The organism is Bacteroides sp. AF32-8BH (assembly GCF_003435205.1).
Classification (GTDB): Bacteria; Bacteroidota; Bacteroidia; order Bacteroidales; family Bacteroidaceae; genus Bacteroides; species Bacteroides ovatus.
Genome location: NZ_QVLZ01000007.1, coordinates 116,453 through 135,941, shown reverse-complemented (window position 1 = coordinate 135,941; position 19,489 = coordinate 116,453). Strand labels below are relative to the sequence as shown.

General features: G+C 42.7%; 12 protein-coding genes and 1 pseudogene. 10 read left to right on the top strand and 3 right to left on the bottom strand.

Translation table 11 applies throughout. From position 1 onward, the window contains the following. Window positions 1-6 precede the first annotated feature (6 nt). From DWZ47_RS06645 to DWZ47_RS06615, 7 genes and pseudogenes are all read left to right on the top strand, one after another. Window positions 7-1,608, top strand: a complete 1,602-nt coding sequence (locus tag DWZ47_RS06645) for a SusD/RagB family nutrient-binding outer membrane lipoprotein (RefSeq protein ID WP_117512614.1) — start codon at window positions 7-9, stop codon at window positions 1,606-1,608. A gap of 42 nt (window positions 1,609-1,650) precedes the next feature. Further along, a complete protein-coding gene (locus tag DWZ47_RS06640) occupies window positions 1,651-2,664 on the top strand; it encodes a glycoside hydrolase family 18 (protein WP_117512613.1) in 1,014 nt (337 codons plus the stop codon). Between the two features lie 25 nt (window positions 2,665-2,689). Further along, a complete protein-coding gene (locus DWZ47_RS06635) occupies window positions 2,690-3,661 on the top strand; it encodes a BT_3987 domain-containing protein (protein WP_008997910.1) in 972 nt (323 codons plus the stop codon). An 11-nt stretch (window positions 3,662-3,672) separates the two neighbouring features. Then, window positions 3,673-4,887, top strand: coding sequence for a DUF1735 and LamG domain-containing protein (locus DWZ47_RS06630; RefSeq protein ID WP_008997909.1), 1,215 nt, complete (start codon window positions 3,673-3,675; stop codon window positions 4,885-4,887). Between the two features lie 126 nt (window positions 4,888-5,013). Beyond that, on the top strand, window positions 5,014-7,365 hold the full coding sequence (locus DWZ47_RS06625) for a glycoside hydrolase family 3 N-terminal domain-containing protein (protein WP_182281612.1): 2,352 nt from the start codon (window positions 5,014-5,016) through the stop codon (window positions 7,363-7,365). 97 nt (window positions 7,366-7,462) lie between these two features. Beyond that, window positions 7,463-7,830 (top strand): annotated as a pseudogene (locus tag DWZ47_RS06620) (ORF6N domain-containing protein); the annotation flags it as partial. Window positions 7,831-8,009: 179 nt separating this feature from the next. Next, window positions 8,010-9,065 carry a virulence RhuM family protein gene (locus DWZ47_RS06615; RefSeq protein ID WP_117512642.1) on the top strand — a complete coding sequence of 352 codons (1,056 nt, stop codon included), beginning with the start codon at window positions 8,010-8,012 and terminating at the stop codon, window positions 9,063-9,065. A gap of 194 nt (window positions 9,066-9,259) precedes the next feature. On the opposite strand, the gene DWZ47_RS06610 is transcribed toward DWZ47_RS06615, so the two are convergent. Beyond that, the gene (locus tag DWZ47_RS06610) at window positions 9,260-11,344 is read right to left on the bottom strand and encodes a BT4734/BF3469 family protein (protein WP_117512611.1); all 2,085 of its coding nucleotides are present in this window, start codon (window positions 11,342-11,344) and stop codon (window positions 9,260-9,262) included. A gap of 1,036 nt (window positions 11,345-12,380) precedes the next feature. Between DWZ47_RS06610 and DWZ47_RS06600 the strand changes: the two genes are divergently transcribed. After that, entirely contained in the window at window positions 12,381-12,815 is a 435-nt protein-coding gene (locus tag DWZ47_RS06600; RefSeq protein WP_004305010.1) for a hypothetical protein, read from the top strand. A gap of 176 nt (window positions 12,816-12,991) precedes the next feature. Here DWZ47_RS06600 and DWZ47_RS06595 read toward each other — a convergent pair whose 3' ends face one another. Together DWZ47_RS06595 and DWZ47_RS06590 are read right to left on the bottom strand one after the other, a co-directional pair. Beyond that, window positions 12,992-13,192 (bottom strand): DUF2007-related protein, encoded by a 201-nt coding sequence (locus tag DWZ47_RS06595; protein ID WP_004299812.1) that lies wholly within the window; start codon window positions 13,190-13,192, stop codon window positions 12,992-12,994. Between the two features lie 167 nt (window positions 13,193-13,359). Then, window positions 13,360-15,000, bottom strand: a complete 1,641-nt coding sequence (locus tag DWZ47_RS06590; RefSeq protein WP_004299813.1) for a hypothetical protein — start codon at window positions 14,998-15,000, stop codon at window positions 13,360-13,362. A 282-nt stretch (window positions 15,001-15,282) separates the two neighbouring features. Between DWZ47_RS06590 and DWZ47_RS06585 the strand changes: the two genes are divergently transcribed. Continuing rightward, the gene (locus tag DWZ47_RS06585) at window positions 15,283-16,902 is read left to right on the top strand and encodes a pectinesterase family protein (RefSeq protein ID WP_032844635.1); all 1,620 of its coding nucleotides are present in this window, start codon (window positions 15,283-15,285) and stop codon (window positions 16,900-16,902) included. 21 nt (window positions 16,903-16,923) lie between these two features. Next, on the top strand, window positions 16,924-19,404 hold the full coding sequence (locus DWZ47_RS06580; RefSeq protein WP_117512610.1) for a glycosyl hydrolase family 95 catalytic domain-containing protein: 2,481 nt from the start codon (window positions 16,924-16,926) through the stop codon (window positions 19,402-19,404). The last annotated feature ends 85 nt before the right edge of the window (window positions 19,405-19,489 follow it).

Genomic DNA, 19,489 nt, shown 5'->3' with positions numbered 1-19,489 from the left:
GATAAGATGAAACATATATTAAAATGCATGAAAGTGTTCAATGGTGTGTTGCTTGCCGGAGGCTTGTTGTTTACCGCTTGTACCGACCATTATGAAAGTTGGAATATCAATCCGAATGAAGTAACTCCCGAGCAGATGGAACGGGATAATCTCCTGACGGGAGCCTATTTCACGCAGATGGAAAGAGGTATTTTCGTAGTAGGTAAAGACAAAGGTGGCTTGTTTGAGGAGACTCAAATGCTGACCGGTGATATTTTTGCCAGCTACTGTGCTCCTATTAAAACATGGAACTATGCCGGAGAGCAGGACAACGATTGTTACAAACTCTATCCGCAGTGGTACAACTCTCCGTTTAGCACCGCTTATACAGAGGTGATGCAGCCATGGCGGAAAGTCGTGGATTGTACTAGTGGAACGTCCCCCGCACGCGCTATGGCTACTATTGTCAAGGTGTTCGGTATGAGTCGTATTACAGATAAGTATGGTCCCATCCCTTATTCAAAGTTTGGTACTGGTATTCAAGTGGCCTACGATAGCCAAAAGGATGTGTATTATCGTTTCTTTGAAGAATTGGAAAATGCCATTGAGGTGCTCACCAGCTACAACAGTCGTACTTCCGAACCTTACTTGGAAGACTATGACTATATTTATAATGGTAATGTGGGGAATTGGATAAAGTTTGCCAATACCCTCCGTCTTCGCCTGGCGATGCGTATTTCTTATGTAGATCAGACAAAGGCAGAGACTGAAGCTAAAGCAGCAATAGACCATAGTATCGGGCTGATGACTTCCGTTAGTGATAATGCAGTTCTAAAACAGTCTGTATCGTTCTCTTTCATCAATGAATGGTGGGAAGCATATGAAAGTTTCAATGATTTTCGAATGAGTGCCACTATGGATTGCTATTTGAAAGGCTTACAGGATCCACGTTTGGCTGCTTACTTCAAAGTTGCTAAGAAAGATGGCGAATATCACGGAGTCCGTAACGGGCAAACCAGTCGTAGTCAGGGCACTTTGTCTGAAGCAGCGTCTAGTATGAATGTAGGACAGGCTAGCTCTATCCTCTGGATGGATGCCGCTGAAACATATTTCCTTTTGGCTGAAGCTAAACTGCGTTTAAACTTGGGAGATAAAACAGTGAAGGAATATTACGAAGAAGGTGTGAAGACCTCTTTTTCTTCCAAAGGTGCTTCCGGTGCGGAGAGTTATCTTGATAATGATGTAAATGTACCATCAATTTCATTCATTGATCCGACAAACGGACGTAATACCGATGTGAGTCGTATGGTTTCTAATTTGACCGTGAAGTGGGATGAATCGGTTTCTGATGATAAGAAACTCGAGCGCATTATGGTGCAGAAATGGATTGCTCTTTTCCCGGACGGGCAAGAAGCGTGGAGCGAGATGCGGCGTACTGGTTATCCCGGCATTGTGACTATCAACACAAATGCTTCCGGTGGAGAAGTTGCCACTGGAGAGCTCATCAGCCGTTTGAAGTTCCCTACGAAGGAATATTCTGACAATGGCGAGAACACACAAGCTGCTGTTTCCCTGTTGAACGGTACGGACATTGCCGGCACACGTCTTTGGTGGGATGTGAAAAGGTAATCAGATATATAATGTAGAACAATCTAACTAAGTAATCAGAATATGAAAACAATGAAATACATATTGGCCGCACTGACTGTAGGCGGTATGATGGCCTCATGTAATACAGACATTGAGTCGTTGACTATTCAGCGGCCGCTGACTTACGACGACCAGTACTACCAGAATTTACGCGACTACAAAGAAAGCGATCACGAAATAGCTTTTGGATGGTTTGCGCAATATGGAGCGCAGAACTCTGCCGCTGTTCGTTTTATGGGATTACCTGACAGTCTCGATATTTGCTCTATGTGGGGCGGTATTCCATCAACAGAAAATACAGAAATCTGGGAAGAAATCCGCTTTGTACAGAAAGTGAAAGGAACCAAGATGCTTTGTGTGGCAATCACCCGTATCGATGCGGAAACAGATGACCATGCTTTCAAGCAGGCTTATAATGAAGCGAAGGCAATGCCGAATGGCGAAGAACGGACTGCCGCACTCAATCGCTCTTTTGAAATGTATGCCGAATATTTTCTCGATCAGGTATTTCTGAACGACCTTGATGGTTTTGATGCGGACTATGAACCGGAAGGTGATTTTTTGAGTGGCTCTAATTTTGAATATTTCTACAAACACATGGCAAAGTACATGGGACCGAATCCGGACATTACCAGAGAAGAACGTTTACAGCTTATCGAAGAACGTTATGGTAAGGAGATCGCTTCGCGGGAAGGTAGCTGTGATAAAATGCTCAATATCGACCAGACCAGTACCAGCATGACCAGTCTTATTCCGTATAGTAACTATTGCTTCCTTCAAGCTTATGGCGGCGGTACGGGAGCAGGCGGATGGCCTGATGAAAAAGTGGTGTACTGTTGCAATATGGGTGATAACTGGCAGGGAGATATGCAGTCTATGTACAACCAAGCACGCTACAAGCCGGCGAATGGAAAACGTAAAGGAGGCTTTGGCGCATTCTTTATCCATCGTGACTATAATGTACATGAATACAACCCCGAACCTTATTACCGGTTCCGCCAGTGTATTCAAATACAGAATCCGGCTATCCATTAATTAACCTTTTAATGAAAAGATGACAATGAAAAGTAGAAAGAATCTATTTTATATAGGAATGTTCGCCCTCTGTGCCATCGGCTTTGCAGCTTGTGATGATGATGAGACTTACGATGTCTATGGTGATCCGTTTAACCGAGTGTATATATCAGATAATTCCAAGGCATACAAAATTGTACAGACTCCTATTAGTACAGTCAGCAATGTAGACTTTAAATGGCCGGCAAAATGTTCGCAGAAAGCGAGCGGTACTATAAAAGCTACGGTCGTAGTGGATAACTCTCTGATTGCTGCCTATAATGAAGAACACGGCACCGTGTTTGAAGCTATGCCCGCCGAAGCCATCGTGTTGGAAAATGCCGAGATGACTATCCCTGCCGGGAAAATGGTAGTTGCTGACACTGTGCACGTAAAACTTACGGATGACGCTAATGTGCTTTCTACGCTTAAGAGCGAAAAAGGATACATTATTCCCTTGCGTTTAGTGTCTGCAGAAGGACCTAATACACAGTTGAGTACCAATATGGTAGCACCTTCTTTCCTGACCGTTACCGTGACGGAGGACAATGTAAATCATGAGGCTACTGAAGCCGACATTACAGGTACGTTGGTAGCAAATCAGGCGGGATGGAGCGTGAATGTGTTAAGTGGTAGCGGATCAAATCTTGACAGATGGTTCGATGGAAATCCGCAATCTACTGCTTCTATTTCCGATTGGTCGAATTATAAGGCAGCCTTTACTGTGGATATGGGGAAATCTTACACCTTTAGTGCTATCGTGGCATACAGAGGGACTTCTTGGGGAGAATATAATTCCATCAGTGCCGGAACAAAGATTAGCACCAGCGATGATGGTACGAACTTCAAGAGTGCTGGAGAAGTGACCGGCAGTTCTAAATTCATCGTATTTTATGCACCGTTGACTGCACGTTATATTCGTGTGGAAACAACCTCTTATTCTGTGAATTGTGGTGTATTTAATGTTTATGCAAAATAATAATTAAGACTATGAAGAAATATACACTTTTATCTTTATTGGCTTTGTTGTTCTGTGTTTCAGGTTGCAAAACCGAACCGGATTACAGTGATGCCGTATACATGACCGGCACGCTGACTTCGTCGAACGTGAAATTCTTGGTAGAGGGGCAGTCTACTTTAGGATTGACTGTGACTTCCACCGATAAAACGGAAACTGACGTAGCGGTAGGCGTACAGGTAGCTCCTCAATTACTGGAAGCTTTCAATGCCTCTACCGGACGCAACTGCCAAATGCCACCCGAAGGCAGTTATAGTTTTGAAGCAGGTGATGTGATTATTCCTGCCGGATCAAACCAGTCTACACAAATCAAGGTAACTGCTGATGCAGATAAATTGCAGGAAGGTGTTTCCTACTGCCTTCCCGTATCTATTACTTCCGTATCGAACAGTGATCTGAAGGTGATGGAAAGTTCTCGTACGGCTTATGTCATGCTCACTAAAGTGATTAAAATCAAAGCGGCTTACTTGGCACGTCGGGGATATTTCAATATTCCTTCGTTCGGCGATCAGGAAAAAAGTCCGGTGAAAGCACTCGGACAGATGACCTTAGAAATGAAGGTGCTTCCTGTATCCTTCCCTGTCGGTTCTGAAAGAAGTGCTAATGGTATCAGCTCATTGTGCGGATGCGAAGAAAACTTCCTCTTCCGTTTTGGCGACGGTGCCGGTAATCCTGTGAATAAATTGCAGTTTGTGAAAGGTTCTATCGGTTCGGCTTCACATCCCGATAAGAAAGACCATTATGAATCGTGGGTAGAGAAAGAGTTTCCTACCGGTCATTGGTTGCACTTTGCTGCCGTATATGATGGTCAGTATCTTCGTCTTTATTTGGATGGTGAGCAAATTCACTTCGTAGAAACCAAAAATGGCGGGAGCATAAACTTGAGTATGGCTTATGATGGACATACTTGGAATGATACATTCTCCATCGGTCGTTCAGCCGGTAATGCTCGTTTCTTTGATGGTTACATTAGCGAATGTCGTGTGTGGAACGTAGCGCGTACATCCGCACAGATTGAAGATGGTGTTTGTTATGTAGACCCAACCAGTGAAGGGCTCATAGCCTACTGGCGTTTTGACGGTGAAACACAGGATGATGGTTCGGTGCTTGATATGACAGGTCATGGTCACAATGCTGTGCCCGGTGGAACCATCACCTATGTAGACAACCAGAAATGTCCGTTCTAAAAGAGGTAAAATAGAGGTTGTTCTTTAGTATGATGAGGTCTGCTGTCGAATCGGTTTTGCGCAAAGCATTACGGGGAGATGGCAGACTTCTCTTTTTAATATCTTATTCGTTTATAAAAAATAGTTATGCTAAATAGAATCTGTAAATCACTACTGTTTACGGCTATAATGACAGGAGTTTCTTATTCCTTTGCACAGCAACTTCCGGTGGTAACCTATAAAAATCCGACTTTGCTGGTAGAAACAAGAGTAGCGGATTTGTTATCCCGTATGACATTAGAAGAAAAAGTCGGCCAGCTCCTTTGTCCTTTGGGGTGGGAGATGTATGAAATCAAAAGAAACGATGTTTTTCCTTCTGATAAATTCAAGCAACTCATAAAAGACAGAAAGGCCGGTATGCTTTGGGCAACCTATCGCGCCGACCCGTGGACAAAGAAAACATTGTCAACCGGATTGGATCCCGCTTTGGCTGCAAAGGCCGGAAATGCCTTGCAAAGGTATGTAATAGAGAATACCCGTTTGGGAATCCCCTTATTCCTGGCGGAAGAAGCGCCGCACGGCCACATGGCAATTGGTGCAACCGTTTTTCCAACCGGAATCGGAATGGCTGCTACCTGGTCGCCCCAACTTATCCGTGAAGTAGGAAAAGCAATCGGCAAAGAGATACGTTTGCAGGGCGGACATATCAGCTATGGACCTGTGCTCGATTTGGCTCGTGATCCGCGTTGGTCTCGTGTAGAAGAAACCTTTGGTGAAGATCCGGTATTGACGGGTGAAATAGGAAAAGCGATGGTGGAAGGACTGGGGAGCGGTGATTTGTCACATCCATACAGCACATTAGCTACTCTTAAACATTTCCTCGCTTACGGTATCTCGGAAAGCGGACAGAACGGAAACCCCTCTTTTGCCAGTATACGTGAGCTGCACGAGAACTTCCTGCCCCCGTTTAGGCAAGCTATCGATGCCGGTGCATTATCAGTAATGACTTCTTATAATTCGATGGACGGTGTTCCCTGCACAGCCAATCACTCTCTGTTGACCGAACTTCTTCGGAATGAATGGAAATTCAGCGGAATCGTCGTTTCTGATTTATACAGCATAGAAGGTATTCATCAAAGCCATTTTGTTGCGCCCACTATGGAAGAAGCAGCTATTCTTGCATTATCAGCCGGAGTAGATGTGGATTTGGGAGGCGATGCATATATGAATCTGATGAATGCTGTAAACACAGGTCGTATCAGTAAAACAGCACTTGACGCTTCTGTCGCCCGTGTTCTACGGTTAAAATTTGAGATGGGGCTGTTTGAAAATCCTTATGTAGATCCTGAACAAGCAAAGAAGGAAGTGCGCAGTGAAGAATCTGTAACTTTGGCACGCCGGGTAGCACAAGCTTCAATCACGTTGTTGAAGAATGAGCACTCTTTGCTTCCGTTGAACAAAAATAGGAAAGTAGCATTTATCGGACCTAATGCTGATAATCGCTATAATATGTTGGGGGATTATACCGCTCCGCAGGAAGAAGAAAATATAAAGACTGTCTTGGATGGAATCAGGACCAAACTTTCTTCGTCGCAAGTGGAATACGTGAAAGGCTGCTCCATTCGTGATACTGTGACAACTGATATTGAACAGGCCGTTGCAGCCGCCCAGCGTTCCGAAGTCATTATTGCCGTGGTGGGAGGTTCCAGTGCCCGTGATTTCAAGACCAGTTATAAAGAAACGGGTGCGGCCATTGCCGACGAAAAGACGATCAGCGATATGGAATGTGGCGAAGGGTTCGACCGTGCAACACTCTCTTTATTAGGAAAGCAACAGGAACTGCTCAAAGCCTTGAAAGCTACCGGAAAGCCATTGGTAGTCGTTTATATTGAAGGCCGTCCCTTGGATAAAAACTGGGCATCAGAAAATGCAGATGCAGTGTTAACCGCTTACTACCCGGGACAAGAAGGAGGGATTGCCATTGCCGATGTTTTATTCGGTGATTTTAATCCGGCAGGACGATTGCCATTCTCTGTGCCCCGTTCCGTCGGACAAATTCCACTCTATTATAATAAGAAAGCCCCTCAAAGCCATGATTATGTAGAAATGTCTGCTTCTCCGCTTTATCCTTTCGGATACGGTTTGAGTTATACCTCTTTTGATTACTCGGATTTGCATCTGTCAGCTTTAACACCACGTTCTTTCGAAGTTTCATTCAAAGTCCGGAACACAGGAAAGTACGACGGTGAAGAAGTGCCCCAACTTTATTTGAGAGATGAATACGCTTCAGTAGTGCAACCGTTGAAGCAATTGAAACACTTCGCACGTTTCTATTTGAAGCGTGGTGAAGAACGGGAAGTGAAGTTTATTTTATCTGAAGAGGATTTCTCGCTTGTCGATCGGAATTTAAAGAGGATTGTGGAGCCGGGAACTTTTCAGATAATGATTGGTGCTGCTTCCGATGACATAAGATTACAGACGAAAGTGGAGATAAAATAGGAGATGCTATCTTTGGCAGTTCGATATGTTCTAAGTACATTTGTTTCTTCTCGAAGTAATACAAAGTAAGATTTACGACATACGGGGGCAAAAGGTGATGTTAGACTTTGATTTGGCGGAAATGTACGGAATAGAAAACAGGGTGCTAAAACAAGCTGTTAGACGTAATTTAAAAAGGTTCGAAGGTGAGGACTTTATGTTTGAACTCACGAAGGACGAACTTTCAAGATCACAAATTGTGACCTTGAACAAAGGAAGAGGCGGTAATTTTAAATATATGCCTTTTGCTTTTACGGAACTAGGCGTAGCAATGCTTAGTAGTGTTCTAAACTCTGATACTGCTATTGAAATAAACAGGGGTATAATGCGTGCTTTCGTTGCGGTTCGTCAGTTACTGTTAAACCCGCCACCGATTCAGTATATGAACTTCAAAACGAAGTCAAGGAGCTAAAGGAGTACATAGAAAGCTTTCTACTGTAATTATGATCTTTTTAGGGAACTTTCCAGATAATGATTGGTGCTGCTTCCGATGACATAAGATTACAGACGAAAGTAGCTATAAAATAGGAGATACTATCTTTGGCAGTTCGATATGTTCTGAGTACATTTGTTTCTGATAAAAGAAATAAGTGTTCAAGATGAATATGGAAGAAAGTAATAACGGAAGCAAGAAACTGCAAATACGCAATAGTACGGCTGAATTTCTTATTTTTCAGATAGAGAATAAAGAAGAAGGCATTGAAGTGCTTTATCAGGACGAAACTTTGTGGCTGACGCAGAAGACGATGTCGATATTGTTCGATGTTGATATACGCACAATTAATGAACATTTGAAAAATATATATTCGCAAGGAGAAGTAGATAAGAATACAACTATCCGGAAAAACCGGATAGTTCAAAAAGAAGGTAATCGGAATATTTCTCGTGAAGTTTTTATTTATAGTCTCGATGCCATTATTTCAGTCGGTTATCGTGTCAATTCCGTACGCGCCACTCAATTCCGTCAATGGTGTACGTATATTCTTCGGCAGTTTGCTATTCGTGGATATGTCATTGATAAAAAACGAATGGAGAACGGATCATTCATCAATGAAGATTACTTTGAACATTTGCTTGCTGAAATTCGTGAAATACGGCTAAGTGAGCGACGTTTCTACCAAAAGCTAACAGATATTTATGCTACCAGTATAGACTATAATCTCAATGCTCCGACCACACGTTTGTTTTTCAAAAAGGTGCAGAACAAAATGCACTATGCAGTTCATGGGCATACAGCTGCAGAGCTTATTGTAGAGCGTGCCAATGCGGGAAAAGAACATATGGGGCTGACTACGTGGGAGAAAGCTCCTGACGGAAAGATTGTAAAAACAGATGTGTCGATAGCAAAGAATTATTTGAAAGAAGAAGAACTGGAGTCAATGGGGCGGTTGGTCAATGCTTTTCTGGATTTGGCAGAAGACCGGGCAAAACGCCACATTCCTATGACGATGGAGGACTGGGCGAAACGCATAGACAAATTCTTGGATAGTGATGACCGCCCGGTTTTAAATGATTCAGGAAAAGTTTCTACCGAACAAGCGAAAGACTATGCGGAAACTGAATTTGAGAAATACCGTATCATTCAGGACTGTTTGTTTCAGTCTGATTTCGACAAATTTAATACTGGTGATACACTAGACTTTGTGGATGAAATTAAATAAGATTACCTCTATTCATCTATGAAACCAAAATATCAAATTTAGATCTCATAATGATTTGTACCTGTTTTATTGTCATACTGTCAGGATTATGCGCAAGTAGATGAATATCAACGTTCTATCACCTGACAATAACCATTGATAATAGGCTGATAATAAAATATCCAGACTTTTATTGTCAGCCTTACTTTTATCTCTTATGATAGCTTTATTACCTGATAAACAGTACCTTTATAAGTATGCTTCGAAGGAATACCGCATTTTTGCAGCAATCTCCCGAAGTGATATACTTTGTTATCAGACAATGACATACCGCTTTTCTTTTTCAGATAATTCAGTATTTCGACCGGAGTAAGAAATTCTCCTTCCTCTTTCGTTTGCGCAGCTTTAAAATACTGATAAAACAATTGCAGCATAGCCGGTGTTTGCTCAAACTCACGGTTATTTTCAGTCATAATCTGCTCATCTTCACTGTCAAACCAGTATCGTTCACCATGATAAATCTCGTGCATGGCTTGTGCATAAAGCTGTTCATAATCTATCGGCTGTGTAGTGTCGATGTTTCCTGTCACTTCAATACAAATGAAACGGCGGCTTCCCGAAGGATCAGTCAACAAATCCTTCTGATTGCTTGTACCGATAAATGAAGCATACCGCTGCAATTCAAGTACCGAGCGACCGTGCGGTTTCCGTAGATTGACCACAGGCTTTTGAAGAATATGTTTCAGAAATCCCTGTTGTGGCAGGGTAATCTGGTCAAACTCATCGATGTTGATGAGCGCAAATCGATTCAGATACAGTTCTGCGTCCCGTTTTTGGCTGAAATCAATACTGTCTGTATAGTAAGCGCGAAGTGCAGGTGGAATCATTTCACGACAGAAAGTTGATTTATGAGTTCCCTGGCGGCCCACTAATATGGGTGACGTATTGTTCGCGTGCATTTTATCTACCCCTCTCCAATGTGAAACCATATTCAGGAACCAACGGTGGAAAAGTAATTCCCAATGCGGATTTTTGCAAGGAACCCTGTTTGCCAAAGCATGAATACGGTCTTTGCCGTCCCAATGAGGCAGATGAAACAGAAACTCTTCCAACGGATTGTAGATCGGCACACGGTTGGAATGTAAGTATCGGTCTATATCCCTATCCCATACGCCAATACCTTCGGATTGTGCGTCGAGCATGATGCTGTTTTGTGCCCGTTTGTCAATGGGATGAAAGTAAAACTGAAACGAGAAACGCTCCCGATATTCCACTTCCCCGATCTGCGTATTATAACGGAACTCATAACGACGGTTCATAAATTCATCCATTTGCAGGCTAAGACGTTGTTCTTTAGTCAGGCAGCTGCTTTTGGGCACTCCCTTACATTCCTTATATACGTTTCTTATCATTTCGCGTACCAGCATCGGATTTTTTCTTTTGTAATAACGCATGATGGTTCGTCGGGTTACCTCCTCTTCCGGGATGCCGGAGTAGTAACAATTTTCGGCAAGCGGGACTACTAATGTTTGCAAATCATGATCGTTTCGATGCCAGTCCGTTTCCATTTCTTCGAATGTTTTCCGCAATGCCGCTTCATAAAGCAATGCTACCGTATCTTCCGTGTCATACCCCGGCAGTGCTCGATTCAGCGGAGATGCTTCAGTGCTCGATTTCTCATGATAAGTCATCTCGCCGGGCATACCGATGGGCTGTGAAAGATAGAAAGGTACGGGAGCGGGACGATAAATCAAGTCCGGATCATAACTAAGACGTGAGAATTGTTCCAGTTTCGGCTCTTTTAATAGAATGTTGAAGGGAAGTTGAGGCTGATAACATTTAATGGCAAGCCGGTAAGCATGTGCCTGAAACACTTCGGCTTCTTCCGTTGTTTGCGGTAAAGTGCCGTCCGGACGGGTGAAGCAAGTCCATATCTTGACGCTTTTACCACTTGCTCCCATAAAAGCCAGCATTGTTTGGGGAAGTTCGGCAGCCTTTTGCTTCACGATTTCCACTTCTGTCTTTCCGGCTAGCGGACCGATGGTCAGTTCTACAATGCCATTGTAGGTTTTCATTCGCTTCACTCCGTTCACTCGCCCGAAGGCTGCTGCGGGAATCACTCGTGGTAGTTTGCTGGCGAGGGAACAAGGCTCATCGGGTAGAACAAAATGCAGGGCCTGACGTAATCCGGTTACCGGGCGGAGCTTGGTTTCTTTTTTCATTTTTTCTATCAGCAGGTCGATGTCTGTTACGCTTAGTGCCTCCGTATCTCCGTTTTCCCTGATTTGTGTAATCTTCATTTTTCTTCTCTTGATATTTAATGAGAGTAAGTGTTTGTTATTGGTTTCAAAGGTACGGATAAGGTATCTGTAAAGCAAACTATTTGCGCTTTATCGCGATAAAGAATGTGCTTTCTTGTTATACTCTATTCAAGAAGGCGGACTTGAAACATTAACAAGCAAGTAAAGATATGCTCGCCACTGTGTATTGTTGCATAAAGACACCGTTATTCTTACGTTAACTTACCGGTATTGGTAGTTCGCCACGGCCGTGACGAGATCTTCCCACGGCCGTGGTAGGAATTCGTCACGGCTGTGGAAAGAAGTAACCACGGCCGTGGGAAGGTAAAGATACCGGTACTTTAGCTGAACAATACTGCTGCTTTAGCCGAACAATGCTGCTGCTTTAACGGAACAATACTGTTACTTTAGCAGAACAATACCTGCTTCTTTAGTGAAAGATACCGGATGTGCAGTACTCATTTAACGGGGCGACATTCGCTTCGTAGCGAGTTTATATTTCTTATAGGCTCTTTGCTAATATTGAACTTCCTCTCTTTCAATACAAAACTTCCTGTATTTATTTCCGTATTTCCACTTTGTTTCGAAAAAAAAGCATATCTTTGTCATACGCTTTCTGTTCACCAGCGTGATGAAACAGGTAAGAAGCGTTTTTTATTTATAAATAGGAATATTATTGCATTATCCCTCGTATTTGAAATCTAGCAAGTTTCTGTCCGTAGAGGGGGGGCAACAGATATTCCACGTGAACGGCCGTATGTCAACATATCGATGAAAGATGTGTTATATATACACAATTAGCGTGGATGTCTGTTGTTATCATTATCTTTCGGACGGGTTTGCTAGGCCTCAAATACGGATAATGATTCAACAGCATTCACGCTTTTTTTTGTATCCGGTTGGTTTCATAACCCTTAAAAATCCCCAACCCCAATCTCCTGTCCGCCCGGAATACAAAAAGCGCGAATGTTTGTTGAATCAACATCAACAGAGCACTATTTATTCCTTGTTGTATAACAAATTAAAAACAAACACTATGTCACAATGGATTAGCATAGAAGCGGCAGCCGAGAAATACCGACTCGAAAAAGAGTATATCTGGCTCTGGGTGGAAATGAAAAAAATCACAGTGTCTTATGAGAACGATACAGTTTCCATAGATGATGATAGTATCCAGCAATTCATAAAACGGACTAAGCTGGGAATTACGTCTGAATATATCGATGAGTTAGAGCAACTTTGCATGGAAAAAAACAAAACCAGCAGATTGTATGCTTCACTCTTGAATATGCGGGATCAGGAATTAATGGCAATTAGAGGACAAAGTTCGCGACTGGACGGTTTATGGAAAATGGTGGAGGAACAATACGAAAGACTGCGATCCTTCGAGAAGAATTCTATGTCGGACAACGCTATTTGTAGCAACTGCTGGATCAGAAAGATATGCAGGAGATTGAAACGAATTCTATAATTCTGCTGTGAATTTATCTATTAAATAACAGGCTGACAATAAAAGTACGATCTTTTTATTGTCAGCCTATTGTCATAGCCTATTGTCAGGGTGCAATGAGTTGCTAGTCACCGTATTATCCAGCCAAAACTCCTGCTGACAATAAGAACCCTCCAATTTATATGTAAACCTAAAACCTATGAAACTTTTCTGTTATTAATTACACGCATGGCCGCAGTATAGTATTCGCAAGGAACAGAAATCAAAATACTGTTTAAACCATTGTCTTTCGTTGACACTTGAATATAAGCTGCATTCAACAAACTCTTTACGCTGGCTACTTCCCAAGGACTACCAGCAAAAACTTTGACTTGAGAAATCTTTCTACTTGTAATCATGATCTTTATAGTGTGTTTTTGTTTTTACTGCGACAAAGATAAGAGAGAAAAGCAACATAGAGGTGCAATATTGTTTCATCTATAGTATACAAATGATTCATTGAATCAGGATTTGTATTAATTGACCAGTTTTTTGCGTTAATAAGAGTTGTTTTCCCTCACATCATTCATTTCTTATTTTGCGTATTTGTTATTGTTTCTACAAGGCTATTGATATAAACCTCTATATTATCATAGGCAGTACTTAGATTTCTTCCGTTTGCATCATATTTGTTTGGGTTCAATCCGTTGGCGGTTTCCCATTCGTCAGGCATGCCGTCATTGTCAGAATCAGTAATTTGTGGCAATGATTTTAATGTTGGCCATGCGCTCCAGTCGCTACCAGCTCCGGAAGGCTTTAGGTCTTTCTGACTATCGATAAGTCCGCCCTTAGGATAATTCTGACTTTTCCAATGGATGATACCTTTGTCGCAATGTTCACAAGGACCGTTCGGGCAGGGGGCATCTCCTAATCCGTTGTGTTCGTTCTTTCCGATGAATTGTGCCGTTCCTGTGCGTGTCTCTTCAACGATACGAGTATCTATATCATCTCGTTTGAGACTGCAACCCGCATATTTCAACACCAGCTCGTAAGCTTTTTGTGCTGTGTGGGTAGTTACCGCATCTACTTCTACCGGAGTATCCCGTTTCAGTTCATCGAGAGAGTGACCGGTGTTGTTACGGATACCAGTCCAGTTGTCTTTGTTCACTTTTGCGGCGGATGCTTCTGTCAGTTGGTTTCCTGCCTCGAAGTGATTCCGGCTGATATGATACTGTCCCAATACCCCTTTGATCGGTGCAAAATCTCCATCAGAAGAGCTGATGTCGATAGCCATCACACGGTTGGCCACTTTGGCATCCGTAGCGGGTCCGGGTTTGTAGTAGTTGTCCACAATGTTAATACCCATTGCTGCGCCGCCATAACATCCGTTACCGCTCCAGTTATAAATAACATTATTACGCATATCAGTACGTTCCTGACCTTGATATTTTACTCCGGAACCGAAACGTGGTGTGCGACTGTCATGGTGTGCCATCAGATTATGATGATAGGAAGCGTTGACTCCTCCCCAAATACCGCCATATCCATGAGGGCCTTTGGTATGTCCCGATAAGCGGAGACTTTCTGAAATAATACACCATTGCATAGTAAAGTTAGTATTATCATAGAATGAAGCACATTCGTCAGTGCTCCAACTGATGGAACAATGGTCAATCATGATATTGTTTTTCTGGCGTCCTCCCAGAGCATCTGCACCGTCGGAAGCCGAAGAGCCCAGCAAATCCGTATCTCCCATTCGGAAACGCAGGTATCGTAGAATTACATTATCGGCCGATACATTTACTGGAAAGTGAGCCAGGCAGATACCGTCTCCGGGAGCTGTCTGGCCGGCTATCGTGACATCACCGTTCCGAATGTCCAGTGTCGATTTTAGATAAATGGTGCCGGATATACAGAAGACAATTATACGAGGCTCCTTTTGTTCGATGGCATACCGGAGGGTACCCGGTGCTTTGGAGTCTTCCAGGGATCTGACAATATATACCTTTCCACCTCTTCCTCCTGTAGTGTTCATTCCTCCTCCTTCAGCTCCGGGAAAGGCATATGCTGTTTCTTCTACTGGTGGAGATACGGAGGGAGAATCCGGTGGAGTCTCCTGTTCTTTATTATCTTCATTGACTGAAGATGTGGAACAGGAGGAGAACGATTCTACTTGTGTGGCAAACAGTAGTGCCACGAAAATGAATTTTACCTTGTTGTTTTTCATATCTTACCTGATTTTTTATAAAATGTGATGATAGTGATACTGATACAAATGTAAGTGGATAGAATTTGATAGACAACTGGTTGCATAGATAGTGCACCAGATTGCACAAAAAGTCCGCAACTTTTGAATGATATTAAAAAAGTCCACGCAAACAAACAAATAGTGAGAAAGTATTCATGTTGTTCCGTATACTTTTGTAACGTGAAATAGTAACTGCTCAAGGCAGGACGACCAAATAATAATGGAATAAGAATCTATCATTAAGAATATAACAAATAATTTATGAAAGCACATTTATTTTCAAAGATGTCCCAAGGACTATTGTTGTTATCAGCTTTGCTGGCAACAAGTTGCAAGGAAAGTAGCAATAACTTTTTTGTTCCCGACCATGAAGCCCCTTCTTTGGTGTCTGTAACTCCTGCAAATGGTGAAACGGCCGAAGAAAACAATACGATTCTGCTTACTTTTAACGAGTATGTGAAAGCGGGAGAAGGGAAAGCGAATTTTAATGGCGAGGAAGTGGAGTTGACTTTCAAAGGTAAAACAGCGTCTTACGCTTATACTGCTTTGGACTATAATCAGGCCTGTCAGTTCAGCCTCCCCAAAGGTGCAGTCATAGACTTTCAGGGAAATGTATTCGAAGGTGTCAGTATTCAGTTTACAATCAGAGAACGTCCTCAACCGGAAGCACGCATATTTGATGCGGTGGTCAGTCCTGACGGAAAAGGAAACTATACCAGTATACAGAAAGCAATAGATAATGTCCCCTCGAAAAGAACAGAACCCTGGCTCATTTTCGTGGCGAACGGAACGTATGAAGAACAAATTATTATTCCTGAAGACAAACCGTATATTCATCTCATCGGACAGGATGTGGATAAGACAATTGTCAAGTTACGAATTAACAGCTCAACCGAAGCCAGTGCGACTGATCCGGATGTGTGGAAGTACTCTTATAAGAACTTAGGAAAAACGGAAGCCGCTATGGTATCAGTGAAAGCTACGGATTTTTACGTAGAGAATATATCTTTTGTAAACGGATATGGCAAAGAATTACAGAAAGGTCCTATGGCATTGGCAATGTATACCCAGAATGACCGCAACTCATTCAATAATTGCAAATTCCTCTCGTACCAAGACACTTGGCAGACCGGGCCTAAATCGGATAACGGCAGACTGTATGCACAGAATTGCTGGATTGAAGGAGCCGTTGATTACTTCTATGGAAACGGGAATTGCTTTCTCGAACATTGCACCTTTTATAATATGAGGGATGGCGCAATTATTGTTGCTCCTTCTCATAAAGTAGGAACACGTTGGGGATATGTGTTGAATAATTGCATTGTGGATGGAAATGAATTGGCTGATACAGAAAGTGTCAAGTTGGGGCGTCCCTGGCATAATTCTCCGATAGCTGTATATCTCAATACGATTTTTAATATAAAGATAGCTCCGGAAGGATGGACGGATATGGGAGCTATTCCTCAGATGTTTGCTGAATATAACAGTAAGGATAAGGAGGGGAATGCTGTAGATTTAAGCCAGCGTAAAACGCAATATACCTATCAGGATGAACAAGAGAATCCGGTGACAGGCATTTGTCAGGCTGTCCTTACGGCAGGTGAAGCAGCTCGGTATACGTATGAAAACGTTGTTCGTGAGGGCGATAATTGGGACCCGAAGAAATATATGGAACAAATATCCGCACCGGAAAATCTGAAAAGAGAAAACGGAATATTAAGTTGGGATGCTTCAAAATATGCAATTTGTTATTTGGTAATTGCGAACGATGAAACTGTACAAATAACCAAGGAAACGTCTTGTAATGTTGAGGAAGGAAAGACATATCAGGTGAAGGCCGTTAGTGAGTATGGGTCTTTGAGTGAACCTTCAAAAGAGTGATGACAATTAAAACTTTAAAATATGAAAATGATAAGTAAAGTATTCAGTTGTATGTTGGCTTTTTCTTCTCTGTTGGGGAATGTGGAAGGACAAAACATCTATAGAATATGGTATGACAAACCCGCTTCTTATTGGGAAGAAGCACTCCCGGTTGGTAATGGACGGATTGCAGCAATGGTGTTCGGTGACCCTCAACTGGAACAAATACAGTTGAACGAAGAAACAGTGTCGGCGGGCTCTCCTTACCAGAACTATAATGAAGAAGCAAAAACGGCTTTGCCGGAAATGCGCCGGTTGATTTTTGAAGGAAAGTACGAAGAAGCGCAGAACATGGCGGCAACGAAGATTCTTTCACAAGTGGGGAATGAAATGCCTTACCAGACAGTGGGTCGTCTGAATATCCGTTATCAAGATCACAAAAAAGTAAATAATTACTATCGTGATCTGGATATAAGCAATGCAGTAGCTGTGACTCGCTACGAAGTAGACGGAGTGGAATTTACCGAAGAAACATTTGCATCATTTACCGATCAACTGGTTATCAGGCATATCAAAGCATCCAAACCGGGAACAATCAATTGCGAACTGTTTTTTAATACCCCGATGAGAGATCCGAAACGTAGTATTTATGGAAAGAAAGGTTTGCGGCTGGAAGGTATTACGCATGGCAGCCGTTATTTTCCGGGTAAAGTGCACTATTGTGCCGATTTGGATGTGAAACATAAAGGTGGGAAAGTGATAACTGCCAATGACACGTTGCTTAGCGTTCAAGGAGCCAGTGAACTTACATTGTATATCTCGATGGCGACTAACTTTGTCAACTATAAAGATATATCGGGCGATCCGTATCAACGGAATAAAGCTTATTTGAAAAATGCAGCGAAAGATTATAGTAAAGCGAAAGCCGCTCATATTGCTGCTTATCAGAAACAATTCAATCGTGTAACTTTGGATTTGGGTGAAACTTCCCAAGCCAATAAGCCGATGGATGTACGTATCAAGGAATTTTCTTCATCCTATGATCCGGCATTGATAGCATTGTATTTCCAGTATGGACGTTACTTATTGATTTCATCTTCACAGCCCGGATGCCAGCCCGCCAACTTGCAGGGCAAATGGAATCATAACCCGGGACCTCCCTGGAGCTGCAATTATACAACGAATATTAATGCTGAAATGAATTACTGGCCGGCGGAAATCACCAACTTGGCCGAACTTCATAAACCATTCATCCAGATGGTACGTGAATTGAGCGAGAATGGGCGTGAAGCTGCCAGTCGAATGTATGGTTGTCGTGGCTGGGTGTTGCATCATAATACGGATTTGTGGCGTATGACGGGTGCGGTGGACCGTCCTTATTGTGGGACATGGCCTGTGGCTAATGCATGGCTTTGCCAGCATTTATGGGACCGTTATTTGTTTTCCGGTGATAAGAAGTATTTGGAGGAAGTATATCCGATGATGAAAAGTGCTTCGGAATTCTTTGTCGACTTTCTGGTACGCGACCCGAACACGGGTTATCTGGTTGTCACTCCTTCCAACTCACCCGAGAATTCTCCGCGCTGGATAAAGAAGAAAAGTAATCTTTTTGCAGGAATCACAATGGATAATCAGTTGGTTTTTGATTTATTTTCAAATACATGCGAAGCTGCCAAAGTGCTGAACGCAGATACTGATTTTTGTGATACATTGAAGAATATGCGCCGGCAGTTGCCTCCGATGCAGGTAGGGCAGTACGGACAATTGCAGGAATGGTTTGAAGACTGGGATCATCCTAATGATCGTCACCGGCACATCTCTCATCTTTGGGGGCTATATCCCGGTTATCAGATTTCTCCTTATCGTTCTCCGGTACTCTTTGAAGCGGCAAAAAACACATTGATACAACGGGGAGATCCTTCTACCGGTTGGTCAATGGGATGGAAAGTTTGTTTCTGGGCCCGTATGCTTGACGGGGACCATGCTTATCAGTTGATAAAGAATCAGCTGACTTATGTCAGCCCTGAAATACAAAAAGGACAGGGAGGCGGAACGTATCCTAATTTATTCGACGCGCATCCACCTTTCCAAATAGATGGTAACTTCGGTTGCACGGCTGGTATTGCCGAAATGCTGGTGCAAAGTCATGATGGTGCGATTCATCTGTTGCCTTCATTGCCTTCGGAATGGAAGAGCGGGACAGTGAAAGGGTTGCGTGCCCGGGGAGGTTTTTTGATTGATGAATTGACCTGGAAGGGCGGTAAGCTGGTAAAAGCTGTGTTACGTTCGGAAACCGGAGGCAATCTGCGCCTGCGCTCTTACTGGAAATTGGCTGCTGAAGAAGCATTGTTGAAACAGAAGAAGGAAGAGGAAGCGAATCCGAACGCATTATTTAAAGTACAGCAAATCTCACGCCCGATGATTAGTGAGAAAGCGCCTTTAAAAGGAGTGGCATTACGTGATACTTATTTGTATGATGTGGATACACGCGAAGGAGAAGTGATAATTATTACAGTAAAATAAGGCATTCTATATAAAAAGTCCACGCTTTTGCATAAATAATGAGTGGAAAATAGCTGTAAAAGTGTGACTTTTGTAACATCAAAAA

Bases quoted from the DNA above. Each gene is read 5' to 3' on its own strand.
- DWZ47_RS06645 (WP_117512614.1), top strand. From the start codon at position 7: ATGAAACATATATTAAAATGCATGAAAGTGTTCAATGGTGTGTTGCTT.
- DWZ47_RS06640 (WP_117512613.1), top strand. From the start codon at position 1,651: ATGAAAACAATGAAATACATATTGGCCGCACTGACTGTAGGCGGTATG.
- DWZ47_RS06635 (WP_008997910.1), top strand. From the start codon at position 2,690: ATGAAAAGTAGAAAGAATCTATTTTATATAGGAATGTTCGCCCTCTGT.
- DWZ47_RS06630 (WP_008997909.1), top strand. From the start codon at position 3,673: ATGAAGAAATATACACTTTTATCTTTATTGGCTTTGTTGTTCTGTGTT.
- DWZ47_RS06625 (WP_182281612.1), top strand. From the start codon at position 5,014: ATGCTAAATAGAATCTGTAAATCACTACTGTTTACGGCTATAATGACA.
- DWZ47_RS06615 (WP_117512642.1), top strand. From the start codon at position 8,010: ATGGAAGAAAGTAATAACGGAAGCAAGAAACTGCAAATACGCAATAGT.
- DWZ47_RS06610 (WP_117512611.1), bottom strand. From the start codon at position 11,344: ATGAAGATTACACAAATCAGGGAAAACGGAGATACGGAGGCACTAAGC.
- DWZ47_RS06600 (WP_004305010.1), top strand. From the start codon at position 12,381: ATGTCACAATGGATTAGCATAGAAGCGGCAGCCGAGAAATACCGACTC.
- DWZ47_RS06595 (WP_004299812.1), bottom strand. From the start codon at position 13,192: ATGATTACAAGTAGAAAGATTTCTCAAGTCAAAGTTTTTGCTGGTAGT.
- DWZ47_RS06590 (WP_004299813.1), bottom strand. From the start codon at position 15,000: ATGAAAAACAACAAGGTAAAATTCATTTTCGTGGCACTACTGTTTGCC.
- DWZ47_RS06585 (WP_032844635.1), top strand. From the start codon at position 15,283: ATGAAAGCACATTTATTTTCAAAGATGTCCCAAGGACTATTGTTGTTA.
- DWZ47_RS06580 (WP_117512610.1), top strand. From the start codon at position 16,924: ATGAAAATGATAAGTAAAGTATTCAGTTGTATGTTGGCTTTTTCTTCT.